The organism is Geobacter sp., from assembly GCF_030834625.1.
GTDB lineage: Bacteria > Desulfobacterota > Desulfuromonadia > Geobacterales > Geobacteraceae > Geobacter.
Map to the genome: position 1 here is coordinate 63,612 of NZ_JAUQXO010000032.1, position 13,171 is coordinate 76,782.

A 13,171-nucleotide genomic window follows, 5' to 3' on the forward strand; every position below is an offset into this window, starting at 1 on the left:
CGATTACCACAGAAAATCGACATTGATGAAGATTCAGGAGGATACGACTGTGCAGATACACTTCGGAACCGATGGCTGGCGTGGCATCATTGCCCGGGATTTCACCTTTGACAACCTCTCCCGGGTGGCCCAGGCCACCATGGATTACCTTATCCGTGAAGGGCTCTCGGCCCGGGGGGTCGTGATCGGCTACGACCGCCGTTTCCTCTCCCGGGAGTTCGCCGAGCGTGTGGCGGATATCGCCGCCGGCAACGGCATCCGGGTCTGGCTCACCGACGGCTACGCCCCGACCCCGGCGGTTTCCTGGGCGGTCCACGAGCTGGGGGCCGGCGGCGGCGTCATGATCACCGCCAGCCACAACCCCCCCGCCTACAACGGTTTCAAGGTGAAGGAGTCCTTCGGCGGCTCGGCCCGCCCCTCCACCACGAAGATCCTGGAGGAGATGGTGGCGGCCAACGACACCGCCGGCCGGGAGATCCAGTCCCGTCCTCTGGCCGAGGCCCTGGCCGACGGGAGCGTCACCCCCATAGATCCCAGGGAAGGGTACTTCCGGCAGCTGGCCCGCTACGTGGACCTGGAGGCGATCCGCAAGGCAAACCTCCCGGTGGTCGTGGACCCCATGTACGGCGCCGGCGCCGGCTTCATCCCGGAGCTCCTTCCCGGAGTCCGGGAGATCCACAGCGACGAAAACCCCTCCTTTGGGGGGCAGCCCCCGGAGCCCATCGAGGAGCACCTGGCGGAGCTTGCCTCTCTGGTGGCGAGCGGCCAGTACCGCATCGGGCTCGCCCTGGACGGCGACGCCGACCGGATCGGCGCCGTGGACGAGACAGGGGAGTTCTTCTCCTCCCACCGGATCTTCACGGTGATCCTCCGCCACCTGGTGGAGCGCAAGGGGCTCACGGGAGGAGTGGTGAAGACCGTTTCCACCACCCGCATGGTGGATCTCCTGGCCGAGAAGTTCGGTCTTCCACTCTTCGAGACCCCCATCGGCTTCAAGCACATCTGCGAGCTGATGCTCGACCACGACATCCTTATGGGGGGTGAGGAGTCGGGGGGGCTTGGCGTGAAGGGGCACATCCCGGAACGGGACGGCATCCTCATGGGGCTTCTGCTGCTGGAGGCCATGGCCATGAGCGGCAAGGGGGTGCGGCAGCTTCTGGACGAGACCATGGACGAGATCGGCCGCTTCTTCTACCGCCGCATCGACCTCCCCATCGCCGACGGCCCCAAGGAGTCCCTCATCGCCCGGCTGAAGAAGGGGGGAATCGCCACCATCGCGGGGCGGAGTGTGGCGAGAGAGAACTTCCGCGACGGCTTCAAATTCATCTTCGGCGACGGCTCCTGGCTCCTGATCCGCCCCTCGGGGACCGAGCCGGTGCTCCGGCTCTACAGCGAGGCGGGAGATGCGCAAACGGTGGAGGAGCTCCTGGCCGCCGCCCGGGAGATCGCCGGGGTCTGACGCGGGGGAAATGACCCCTTGACCCCGACTCCCCTTGCATCTACAATCGCTAAAGCGCGTAACTACGCGATAGTGAACCAGGAAACGGTGTCCCATGATCAAGGCGTACCTCCGCTCGGAAGATACATTCAGGCCGGTGTCCGTCGAGCCCGACGAACTCGTCGACCTCGACATCAGCTCCCTCATCTGGCTCGATCTCCTCTCGCCTTCGACAGATGAGCTGGCCACTGTCGAGCGGAGCCTGAAACTGGAGCTGCCGACCCGCCAGGAGTCGGAGGAAATCGAGTTCAGCTCCCGCTATTGGGAGGACGAGACCGGCATCGACATTAACACCTACTTCCTGGTGAAGCTGGACGACAAGTACCACAACGAGACGGTATCGTTCATTCTCAAGCGGCATTTCGTCGTGACTATCCGCTTCAGCGACCACCGGATCATCACCGAGTTCTCCCGCCGGCTTCGCCTCAACCCGCGCGCCTTCAAGGATGGGGCCGACATTCTCAACGGCATCCTCGCCATGCGGGTCGACATGGACGCCGACATCCTGGAGGCCCTTTCCAAGTCCATCGCCAGCATCGGCCGGAAAGAACCCCAGTCCTTCGACAGTCCGACCACGTTCCTCGAATACATCACCGACTACGAGGATATCAACATCACCATCCGGGAGAACCTGACCGACAAGCACCGGGTCCTGTCGTCACTCCTGAAGAGCACCATGATCTCGGAGCCCCTGAAGAAGGAGTTCAGCATGATGATGAAGGACGTGAACTCCCTCATTATCTCCGCCAACTTCAACTTCGAGCGCCTCGACTACCTCCAGAACCTCTTTCTCAACCACATGAGCGTGGAGCAGAACAAGGTGATCAAGATCTTTACCGTCATGTCGGTGATCTTTCTCCCCCCCACCATGATCGCCAGCATCTACGGCATGAATTACAAGCACATGCCCGAGCTGGATTGGGTCTTCGGCTACCCCTTCGCCCTCACTCTGATAGTCCTCTCGGCGGTCCTCCCCCTCTACGTCTTCAAGAAGAAGGGGTGGTTGTAGCATGGCACGCAAGGTCCAGCCCCCGAAGAAAACCGCCCCCGCACCGGCGGCCGGCGTGTTGGATGCGGCCGGCGACCTGACCGCCCCCGGCCTCTACCTGAACCGGGAGCTCACCTGGCTCGAGTTCAACCGCCGGGTCCTCCACGAGGCCGAGGATGAACGGACGCCGCTTCTGGAGCGGGTCAAGTTCGCCGCCATCGTCAGCAGCAACCTGGACGAGTTTTTCATGAAGCGGATCGGCGGCCTCAAGCAGCAGGTGGGGGCCGGCATCCAGGACCTGACCGTGGACGGCCGCACCCCCCGGCAGCAGATCGAGGAGTGCTACGCCGTGGTGCGGGAGGTGGGGGAGCGCAAGCGGCGGCTCTTCGGGGAGCTCCTGACGCTCCTGCGCCCGGCCGGCATCCAGATTCTCGGCTACAGCGAGATCTCGGCCCGGGAGCGGAAAGAGCTCCGCGACCACTACATCCGCAACATCTTTCCCCTGGTCACTCCCCAGTCCATCGACCCTGCACACCCCTTCCCCTTTATCTCCAACCTCTCCCTGAACCTGCTCGTGACGCTCCGCTACCCCCGGGAGCGTGAGACCTCCCTGGCCCGGGTCAAGGTGCCGGTGGGGGCCGGGATTCCCCGTTTTCTCCGGGTGGGGGCCAAGGACCGGTTCGTCCCCCTGGAGGAGGTGATGCAGCACAACCTGGACCTTCTCTTCCCGGAGATGGAGGTGGCGGCCTGCGAATTCTTCCGGGTCACCCGCAACGCCAACACCGAGCGGAACGAGGAGCAGGCCGACGACCTCCTCTCCATGATCGAGTCGGAGCTCCAGGACCGGCGGTTCGCTCCCATCGTACGGCTGGAGGTGGCCGTCGGCATGGGGCCGGTCCACCGGGGGATGCTCGCCGCGGAGTTGGACCTGAACGAAGCTGCCGACGTCTTCGAGGTGGAGGGGATGCTGGCCCTGCGGGATCTCTTCGAGATCGCCGGCCTCGGCTACCCGGAGCTTCGCGACCCCCCCCATCACCCCACCGACCACCCCCGGCTCATGACCGACCGGAACATCTTTCATGTGATCCGCGACGCCGGCGCCATCCTGCTGCAGCACCCCTACGAGTCCTTCGCCACCTCGGTGGAGCGCTTCCTCTTCGAGGCGAGCGAAGACCCCAAGGTCCGGGCCATCAAGATGACCCTCTACCGGACCGCCCTCGACAGCCGGATCATCGACTGCCTGGTGAACGCCGCCGGCAACGGTAAGCAGGTGGCGGTGGCGGTGGAGCTGAAGGCCCGCTTCGACGAGGCTGCCAACATCCGGCTCGCCGAACGGATGGAGGAGGCGGGGATCCACGTCACCTACGGTGTCGTGGGGCTCAAGACCCACTGCAAGGTGATCCTCGTGGTGCGGCAGGACTACGACGGCCTCCGGCGCTACGTCCATATCGGCACCGGCAACTACCACCCGGGGACCGCCCGGATCTACTCGGACCTGGGGCTCCTGACCAGCGACGAAATCATCGGCCAGGACGCCACCGAGCTCTTCAATTACCTCACCACCGGCTATACCCCGCGGCGCAACTACCGCAAGCTCTTGCCGGCGCCGAAGCACCTGAAGAAGGCCCTCCTGGCCAAGATCGAACGGGAGGCAAAACTTCATTCGGATAAGAATCCGGGGCTCATCCAGTTCCAGATGAACGCCCTGGAGGATGCCGACATCGTGGCGGCCCTCTACCGGGCGGCCCGGGCGGGGGTGCGGATCGACCTCATCGTGCGTGACAGCTGCCGCCTGCGGCCGGGGGTGCCGGGGCTCTCGGAGACGGTGCGGGTGGTGAGCGTGGTGGGGCGGTTCCTGGAGCATGCCCGGATCTACTACTTCCGCAACGGCGGCGACGAGGAGTACTTCATCGGCTCCGCCGACGCCATGAAGCGGAACCTGGAGTACCGGGTGGAGGTGCTGGCGCCGGTGGAGACGCCGGAGTTGCGCCGGGAGATCCGGACGCTCCTCGGCGTCCACCTCTACGACCAGCGGAGCGCCTGGGAGATGCAGCCCGACGGCACCTCCGTGCAGCGGACGCCGGTGGAGGGGGACGACCCCCGGGGAACCCACGAGATCCTCATCGCCCTGGCCGAAAAGCGCCAGAAGGCAGGTGCGCGCCTCAAAAAGAAAAAGGCCCGGGGACTCGTCCGGCGCACTGTCCGGTAAGTCTCTCGGGCCTCTGTTTTTCTCGCCTCAGTCCTTCTTCCTGTCAATCATCCCACCGGTCACGGCCGTGCTTGCGCCACTCCTTCTCCCGCCACTTCGCTTCCTTCCACCGTGCCTTCTCCTCTCGGCGGACTTCGCGCCGGTCCCGCTCGGGGCGGAAGCTCTGCCACCGCCTGTGGTCGTTGTCATTGCACCAGTGGCGGTAGTCCTGATCCCGATGCTGTCTGATCGTCGCTACCGGGTAGCGCCTGAGTTCCCGGGGAAGGGAGCGGTACTTCACCGTGGCCCACGGTCCGCGGTACGATGCGCCACCGTACCAGTCGCCGTTGCGGCTGAGATAGTAGCGGTTCCCCACGTAGAAGAGGTCATAGGGGATGTCCATGGCGACGTAGAAGCCGAGGGAGGGGGAGAGGACGAATTGGGGGGGCTCGACGATGACCACCGGTGGCGGGGCCGGCACGTAGACCGGTTCGTAGCGGACCGGCGGGGGGGCAGGGGCGTAGACCGGCTCGTAGCTCACCGCCACCGGCCGGTTCCCCAGGTTGATTCCGATGCTGAAGTCCACGTTTCCGGCGTGAGCGGTCCCCGCCAGGAGGGCGAGGCAAGCGAGCGATGCGGCAATTTTTCTGGTCATGGTACTTCCTCCTTTCATGGAAAGGCCCTGATTCGGCACAAAAAAGCCGGGGCCAGATATCTTCCGTAAGATATTTCGGCGACCCGGCTGTCTCGGGGAGACCCTGTAGGCTTTCCGTCCCACCCTCGCGGGTGGTTTAGTATTATCGTGTATCGGTGACTATGTGGTTGTCGGTCTTGCTTTCAAGGAGAGCAGGGAGCGTGCCAAGGCGGCCATGGGAGGTAACCTGCCGTAATGTCAGGATATCAGGGCTGACGAGGAGTCCTGTTTCCACCTTAAATCTGGGTGCGACTGCCCCATTTGAGGTAAGGACGAGCTAGAGCTTTACCTTGCGCCACACCTCCGCCACGGTGCCGATGATCCGGGTCTCCGGGGCGGGGGTGAAGGGGGAATAGGTGGCGTTGTCGGGTGAGTAGACGACGTCGCCGTTCCTGACCCGATACCGGCGCAGGATCGCCTCTCCCCACCGGTTGGTGACCAGAACGATGGCCCCGTTTTCGGTCTCCTCTCCCGGCTTGAAGATCACCAGATCGCCGTCCCGGATGGTGGGAGCCATGAAATCGCCGTAGGCAACGATGGCGTAGCATCCCTCGTCGACCCCCGGCAGAGCAATCCGGTCGCGGATGTCGTCTTCCCCGATCTGGCGGGGGAATTCTTCCCCAATCCGCTCCAGGACCGGAATCCCTGAGCCGCCCGGGGAAGAGGGGGCCTGCCCGGCGCGGCGCGATGTCCGGTACATCTCTCCCTGGCCCGAGGCGAGCCAGGTTTCGTTTATCTCATAGAGATTGCAAAGGGCAATCAGCAGGGTGTCCGACGGGGTTTTCTTTTCCCGTTCGATGCCGCTGAGAAAACCCTGCACGATTCCTATGGAGTCGGCAAACTCCTTCTGGGTCAACCCTTTGTTGAGCCGGATCTCCTTGATCCGGCGGCCGAGGGAGGAGGTTGGGGCGATGGGGGGAGTGGTCATAAAATATCTCCATGGCAAAAAAATATCACTGAATCAAAAAAATCCATTGACAATATATTTCTTTGGGATAATATTAAAATCACCAGGTAGATAAGTAACCCATCCTCCTCTGGGTTTTCCAAGGAGGTGTTTGGGAAGAAATTGCGCTTGAAATAAGCCTAGCACGGTATGCCGGGCGGAGCAAGGTTAAATTGCTGAGAGATAGTTCCTCCCCCGTCGAGGAGGGAGGGGAGAAGGAAAGGCCCGCGGAAGGCGGGCGAGGAGGACGCCATGAAAGGGGCTCACGGACAGTTTTGCGAAGTTTCACAGCTTCTTGCGGGGGATGCCCGGGGAGGACAGCTTGCCGATGATCTGCTGAATGCCTGTTTTGATCATGTGCTGCCGGAGGACGGCGGTGAGGGGAGCATGAAGACCCTCGCCCACCTCATGACGGCCCTCGACCGCTTCAATGCCTACGTGCGGAGGGGCGGGAAGGGACCTGCCGAGGGGCTCTTCGTCGGAACGCCGGAAGAGGTTGCCGCCTGGGCCGAGGACCTCACCCGGCAGATCTGGGAGAACCGGCCCAACTGACCGGCGCACCTCTGGTTGCCGGGAGCTGCGAGAAAAGCAAGGGTTTTCATGTCATGCAATGGGGCCGGCCGAAGGGCCGGCCCTTTTTTTGTCCTGTTCCGTGCTATAGTATTTTGTTGCCCGGACGTTCCCGGGAACAATCACCATATACCGAAGGAACCGCAATCCCATGGCACACGACACCATCATCGTCAAAGGCGCTTGCGAACATAACCTCAAATGCATCGACGTGGAGATCCCCCGGGACCGGCTCGTGGTCATCACCGGCATCTCCGGGTCAGGCAAGTCGACCCTGGCCTTCGACACCATTTATGCCGAGGGGCAGCGCCGCTACGTGGAATCCCTTTCGGCCTACGCCCGCCAGTTCCTTGAGCAGATGGAAAAGCCCGACGTGGAGTCCATCGAAGGGCTCTCCCCCGCCATCTCCATCGAGCAGAAGACCACGAGCCGCAATCCCCGCTCCACCGTCGGCACCGTCACCGAGATCTACGACTACCTGCGCCTCCTCTTCGCCCGTGTCGGGCGCCCCCACTGCTACCAGTGCGGCAAAGAGATCACCTCCCAGACCGTTTCCCAGATGGTGGACCAGATCATGGCCATGGCCGAGGGGACGAAGCTCCAGCTCCTTTCCCCCATGGTGCGCGGCCGCAAGGGGGAGTACCGGAAGGAGCTGGCCCAACTCCGGAAGGACGGCTTCGTCCGGGTGGTCGTGGACGGGGTCCAGTACGACCTGGCCGAGGAGATCCCCCTCGACAAGAACAGGAAGCACGACATCGACATCGTGGTGGACCGGCTCATCGTCAAGCCGGGGATCGAGCGGCGTCTGGCCGACTCCCTGGCGACGGCCCTGAACCATGCGGAAGGGGTGGTGAAGGTGCAGGTGGTGGACGGCGACACCACGCTCTTTTCCGAGGCCCTGGCCTGCATCGACTGCGGCATCTCCTATCCCGAGATGACCCCCCGCATGTTCTCCTTCAACAACCCCTATGGCGCCTGCCCCGACTGCACCGGCCTCGGGACCCGCATGTACTTCGACCCGGAACTGGTGGTGCCGAACCCCGACCTCTCCATCCGCGACGGGGCCATCGTGCCGTGGGAGAAGCGCCTTTCGGGATGGTATCACCTGACCCTCGATGCCCTGGCCAAGGCCTACAGTTTCGATATCCTGACCCCCTTCAAGAAGCTGCCGCAGCGGGTTCAGGACGTGATCCTCCGGGGCTCCGGAGGGGAGAAGATCGAGTTCTGGTGGGAGGAGGACGGCGGCCGCCGCCACACCTACACCAAGGAGTTCGAGGGGGTGATCCCGAACCTGGAGCGGCGCTACCGGGAGAGTGACTCAGAGCAGGTCCACGAGGAGATGGAGCGGTACATGAACGTGATGCCGTGCCCCACCTGCGAAGGGGCGCGCCTGAAGCGCGAGGCGCTCCACGTGAAGGTGGCGGGGCGCGACATCCGGCAGGTGACCGCCCTCTCCATCAAGGACGCCCTGGAATTCTTCGCCTCCCTGGCCCTGACCCCCAAGGAGGAGGAGATCGCCCGCCGCATTCTCAAGGAGATCCGGGAGCGGCTCAATTTTCTCGTGAACGTGGGGCTCGACTACCTCTCCCTGGACCGCGCCTCCGGCACCCTCTCCGGCGGAGAAGGGCAGCGGATCCGGCTCGCCACCCAGATCGGCTCCAGCCTCGTGGGGGTCCTCTACATCCTGGACGAGCCCTCCATCGGCCTCCACCAGCGGGACAACGGGCGGCTCCTCCAGACCCTCAAGCACATGCGGGACATCGGCAACACGGTCCTCGTGGTGGAGCACGATGAGGAAACGATCCTGGAGGCGGACCACGTCATCGACATGGGGCCCGGTGCCGGCGAGCACGGCGGCCGTGTGGTGGCCCAGGGTACCCCGGCGGAGATCATGGCGAACCCCGATTCCCTTACGGGCCGCTACCTCTCGGGGGAGCTGGCCATCGCCGTGCCGAAGAAGCGGAGAAAGCCCAAGGGCTTCATCACCATGGAAGGGGCCGCGGAGAACAACCTGAAGGCGGTCACCGTCAACATCCCCCTGGGGGTCATGACCTGCGTCACCGGTGTCTCGGGGTCGGGGAAGTCGACCCTGGTCATCGACACCCTGTACAAGGTCCTGGGCCAGCGCCTCTACCGGAGCCGCGAGCGGGCCGGTGCGGTCAGGGCGATCAGGGGGCTGGAGCAGCTCGACAAGGTCATCAACATCGACCAGTCCCCCATCGGCCGCACCCCCCGCTCCAACCCCGCCACCTACACCGGGGTCTTCGCCGACATCCGGGACCTCTTCGCCCAGCTCCCCGAATCCAAGGTGCGGGGCTACAAGCCGGGGCGCTACTCCTTCAACGTGAAGGGGGGGCGGTGCGAGGCGTGCTCCGGCGACGGGATCATCAAGATCGAGATGCACTTTCTCCCTGACGTCTACGTCCAGTGCGAGGTCTGCAAGGGGGCCCGCTACAACCGCGAGACCCTGGAGGTGGCCTACAAGGGGAAATCCATCGCCCAGGTCCTGGACATGACCGTCTCCGAGGGGCTCCGCTTCCTGGAGAACATCCCGAAGATCAAGACGAAACTCCAGACCCTGGAGGAGGTGGGGCTCGGCTACATCCGCCTCGGCCAGTCGGCCACGACCCTCTCCGGCGGCGAGGCCCAGCGGGTGAAGCTCGCCAAGGAGCTTGCCCGCCGCGCCACTGGCCGCACCATCTACATCCTCGACGAGCCCACCACCGGCCTCCACTTCCATGATATCGCCAAGCTCCTGGAGGTGCTCAGAAAACTCGTGGAGGGGGGGAACACCATCGTCATCATCGAGCACAATCTCGACGTCATCAAGACCGCCGACCACATCATCGACCTGGGCCCCGAAGGGGGGGACAGAGGGGGCGAGGTGATCGCCACGGGCACCCCGGAGGAGGTGGCCAGGGTGACGCGGTCATACACGGGGCAGTATCTGCGGAAGATGTTGAGTTACCTTGAAAATCCGCCTTGACGTGGTGGATTATCAAAGTAATATCATCCCATGATTCTCCGCCATGCTACCAAGAATGCTCTTGCCGCTGCCCTTGACAGAAGCCGCGTCGTGGCCCTTCTCGGTCCCCGTCAGTGCGGCAAGACCACCCTTGCCTGTACCTTTGTTCCGCCCGACTCGCTCAACTACGTTGATCTGGAAGATCCCCTGAGCCTTGCCCGTCTCGACGAGCCGATGACCACTTTGCGCGATCTGCAGGGCTTCGTCGTCATTGATGAAGTGCAGCGTCGCCCCGAACTGTTTCCGGTGCTGCGGGTGCTTGCGGACAGGACTCCGCTGCCGGCCCGTTTCCTCATCCTGGGGAGCGCCTCGCCCGACCTGCTCCGCCAGTCATCGGAATCCCTGGCAGGGCGGATTGAAATACACACCATCGGCGGTTTCACCATTCGTGACGTGGGGATAGCAGCCCATAACACCCACTGGTTGCGAGGAGGCTTTCCCCTCGCCTTCCTCGCCGACAGCGATGCCGACAGTGTTGTCTGGCGGAAGAATTTTATCCAGACGTTTCTGGAGCGGGACATTCCCTCCTTTGGCATCCGCACGCCCGCCGCAACGCTCCTCCGGTTCTGGACCATGCTCGCCCATTACCACGGACAGGTCTGGAATGCCGCTGAGCCGGCACGTTCTCTCGGCATTGGCGAAACATCGATACGCCGCTATCTGGACCTTCTCGGAGGGGTTTTCATGATCCGGCAGCTTCAGCCGTGGCATGAGAATTTGAAGAAACGCCAGGTAAAATCACCCAAGGTTTATATCCGCGACAGCGGCCTCCTGCACCAGTTGCTGGGCATCCGAACCCTGCCCGAGCTTCTGTCCCATCCGAAATGCGGTGCCTCGTGGGAAGGGTATGTCATCGAAGAGGTCATCACGTTGGTTCAGCCCGATGAAGCCTACTTCTGGGCCACCCACGCCGGCGCGGAGCTTGACTTGCTGCTGTTCAAGGACGGACGCCGCATCGGCATCGAGATCAAGCGGGCAGACGCTCCCCAGCTTACCCCATCCATGCGGACGGCGCTGGAAGATCTGCGGCTCGATCGATTGGTGGTGGTCTATCCAGGGGACCGGCGCTATCCTCTGGCGGAGGGGGTGGAGGTGGTGCCTTTCAAGGAGTTGTGTTCGGAGAGCGAGCGTGTATTCTGAGGAAAACCACCATTAGCGATTTCATGTGGCTAAGGAGAGAAGGAAATTGCCGGCGGGTCTTCGACGGGGCATACCGGCGGGAGGATGGCCAGAGGGCCGGCTGAACCGCTGGCGTATTTATGATTTTCTGGACGAGCAGGGGACCGTGGCCGACCACAAGTACGAGGTACTCGGTGCTTGTTTTGGTGTTTGCCCGCCTGATGGCTTTCCGCATGAATAACTGACGGGGCTCGATGAGGAGAAGCAAGAGAAAATCGGAGGGATTCTGGAGCGCTCAGCGCAAGAATGAAGTGGGGATTGCCTAGATTCCTCAAAAAAGGTACAGCGCGGTACCGTTAACTTGCATGCTTGGCGTACCAATTGTGACGTTTTATGTCATTGGATTTTGAGATAGTGATTTACAAACGGTTCCGCATGAAAGATATTCCGTCCGACTAGAATTGCGCCTCACGCGGACAGTCTTTCCCGTTGCCATATGATTAGAAATAAATTAGTATTTGCCCCTAAATCTTTATGTTGCGCCTCGGTTGGGCTAGAGTCGTCAGAGTTTCAAGCTGAGATTAAGTGCAAGGATGTCTTGAATCTCCATATGAACAGGGCTCTACAATCATCTTCTGTTTAATCTAAATTGAAGGAGATTTTTTGTGATTGAGAACTTTATTGTGCACCGAGTTGTAAAAGCAGTGGGGGCAGGCGAAACTAAAATACAAACCAGACCGGATGTGCTTGCTATGTCAGAAGCAGTAATAACTTTGGTGGATGAAATATTGACAATATACAATAATAAAAGTGCTAGAGCTTACGGTGTATTTAATCCAGATTTAGACAATTATCCATTCGCTAGTTATACTGAAGAATATTTATTGTCAAATTCAAATTTTGTAGATTATACAATCAAATCATTGAAGAGATTAAGCAACAAAATAAAAGATGTAACACTTGCAACTGGAGGTTATATAGCTTTTATACATTATAAAACAGAAACAAAAAATTATATTATGGTAGTTATGCTAAATGATAAATATGGTACTGCTATTGATGAATCTACTTTAGAGATAAATAAAACCATTCATCTTGATCTAAATAAGCTCCATTTTGCAGCAAGATTAAATGTTACAGATTGGAAATCCGGCTCTACTAGTAAGTACTTGTCTTTTATCAAAGGAAGAGGTACTGACGGCATATCCCAATATTTTAGAGAATTTGTCGGATGTGATGAATTTACAGATTCAAAGAGACTTACTGAAATGCTGATCCTAGCGATAAAAGATTTCGGGGGGTCGAAAAATCTTAATGATCAAGAACTGCAGCAATTACGTAGGCTCGCGTTCGATTATTGCGAGGACAAGAGAAAAAAAAAGGAAAGTGTTTCTCTAGAGGATCTGTCCAATCGGGTATGGGAAAGGCAACCTGAGGACTTCTTGTCCTTTGCAAACTCAGAAAAGTATCAACTTGCTAGCACTTTCGAGCCACATCGGGATGTCCTGAGAAGGCTATACCGTTTTTCTGGTAAAGACAAGGGCTTAGCTATTAGCTTTGACTCAGAACTGCTTGGCAGCAGGATTCATTATAAGAAAGATACAGAAATTCTTACTATTCAGGGATTACCAAAAGATTTAAAAGCAGATTTGGACGAAAAGTATGGCGACCCCCCAACAGAAACTTGATCTTCTTGTAAGAACATATAGGTCACTCTCTGACGTTCAGTGGAAGGTTAGAACCGTCAAAGGGCGTCTACCGCCAATAGACACAACTGTTTCTTCTCTAGTGTCAGAACTGGATGCTGCAGGACTCATTGAAATCACCGCAAATTTGGATGGTTCAAGTATTTTAGTGTCTGATATTAATTACGCCACTTATCCTGGGGCAGTTTTTGAGATTGAGCTAAATATCGATCAGGGACCGAATGCCCCTTTCGTTAAAACTTTATCTGATCTTCTTAATATTCATGGTGCTCTACACAAAAAACCGAATGTATTTTTTATTGACGAGCCTCAGTATTATTCTGAAGACAGTGCTGAACCACCGGATACTTTAAAAAAGTATTTTTCAGTGCTTTCTTTTGTCAAGGTCTTGAAAAGTATTGCTGACTTCATTGACTAATCAGACCCACGCTTCTTGC

Annotated in this window: 10 protein-coding genes and 1 riboswitch; of the genes, 8 read left to right on the forward strand and 2 right to left on the reverse strand. The window is 59.8% G+C overall.

Annotation, left to right across the window (positions count from 1 at the left end; translation table 11 throughout):
- Positions 1-49 precede the first annotated feature (49 nt).
- The 3 genes from RCH91_RS08975 (at position 50) to ppk1 (ending at position 4,695) form a co-directional block, all read left to right on the forward strand.
- Complete coding sequence (locus RCH91_RS08975) at positions 50-1,459, forward strand: phosphoglucomutase/phosphomannomutase family protein (RefSeq protein ID WP_306534295.1); 1,410 nt, start codon at positions 50-52, stop codon at positions 1,457-1,459.
- Between the two features lie 94 nt (positions 1,460-1,553).
- On the forward strand, positions 1,554-2,507 hold the full coding sequence (corA, locus tag RCH91_RS08980; protein ID WP_306534296.1) for a magnesium/cobalt transporter CorA: 954 nt from the start codon (positions 1,554-1,556) through the stop codon (positions 2,505-2,507).
- 1 nt (position 2,508) lies between these two features.
- Positions 2,509-4,695 (forward strand): polyphosphate kinase 1, encoded by a 2,187-nt coding sequence (gene ppk1, locus RCH91_RS08985; protein WP_306534297.1) that lies wholly within the window; start codon positions 2,509-2,511, stop codon positions 4,693-4,695.
- Between the two features lie 43 nt (positions 4,696-4,738).
- Here ppk1 and RCH91_RS08990 read toward each other — a convergent pair whose 3' ends face one another.
- Entirely contained in the window at positions 4,739-5,329 is a 591-nt protein-coding gene (locus tag RCH91_RS08990) for a hypothetical protein (RefSeq protein WP_306534298.1), read from the reverse strand.
- A gap of 74 nt (positions 5,330-5,403) precedes the next feature.
- A riboswitch (cyclic di-GMP riboswitch) is annotated at positions 5,404-5,480 on the reverse strand.
- 165 nt (positions 5,481-5,645) lie between these two features.
- Positions 5,646-6,296 carry a LexA family transcriptional regulator gene (locus tag RCH91_RS08995; RefSeq protein WP_306534299.1) on the reverse strand — a complete coding sequence of 217 codons (651 nt, stop codon included), beginning with the start codon at positions 6,294-6,296 and terminating at the stop codon, positions 5,646-5,648.
- 270 nt (positions 6,297-6,566) lie between these two features.
- Here RCH91_RS08995 and RCH91_RS09000 point away from each other — a divergent pair, with 270 nt between their 5' ends.
- The 5 genes from RCH91_RS09000 to RCH91_RS09020 all read left to right on the forward strand — a co-directional run bounded on the left by RCH91_RS09000 (position 6,567) and on the right by RCH91_RS09020 (position 13,152).
- Complete coding sequence (locus tag RCH91_RS09000) at positions 6,567-6,866, forward strand: hypothetical protein (protein WP_306534300.1); 300 nt, start codon at positions 6,567-6,569, stop codon at positions 6,864-6,866.
- Positions 6,867-7,035: 169 nt separating this feature from the next.
- Positions 7,036-9,870, forward strand: a complete 2,835-nt coding sequence (gene uvrA / locus RCH91_RS09005) for an excinuclease ABC subunit UvrA (protein WP_306534301.1) — start codon at positions 7,036-7,038, stop codon at positions 9,868-9,870.
- 30 nt (positions 9,871-9,900) lie between these two features.
- Complete coding sequence (locus RCH91_RS09010) at positions 9,901-11,049, forward strand: ATP-binding protein (RefSeq protein WP_306534302.1); 1,149 nt, start codon at positions 9,901-9,903, stop codon at positions 11,047-11,049.
- A 644-nt stretch (positions 11,050-11,693) separates the two neighbouring features.
- Positions 11,694-12,716, forward strand: coding sequence for a nucleoid-associated protein (locus RCH91_RS09015; protein ID WP_306534303.1), 1,023 nt, complete (start codon positions 11,694-11,696; stop codon positions 12,714-12,716).
- The gene (locus tag RCH91_RS09020; RefSeq protein ID WP_306534304.1) at positions 12,691-13,152 is read left to right on the forward strand and encodes a hypothetical protein; all 462 of its coding nucleotides are present in this window, start codon (positions 12,691-12,693) and stop codon (positions 13,150-13,152) included. Before RCH91_RS09015 ends, RCH91_RS09020 begins: the two co-directional genes overlap by 26 nt.
- Positions 13,153-13,171: the final 19 nt, after the last annotated feature.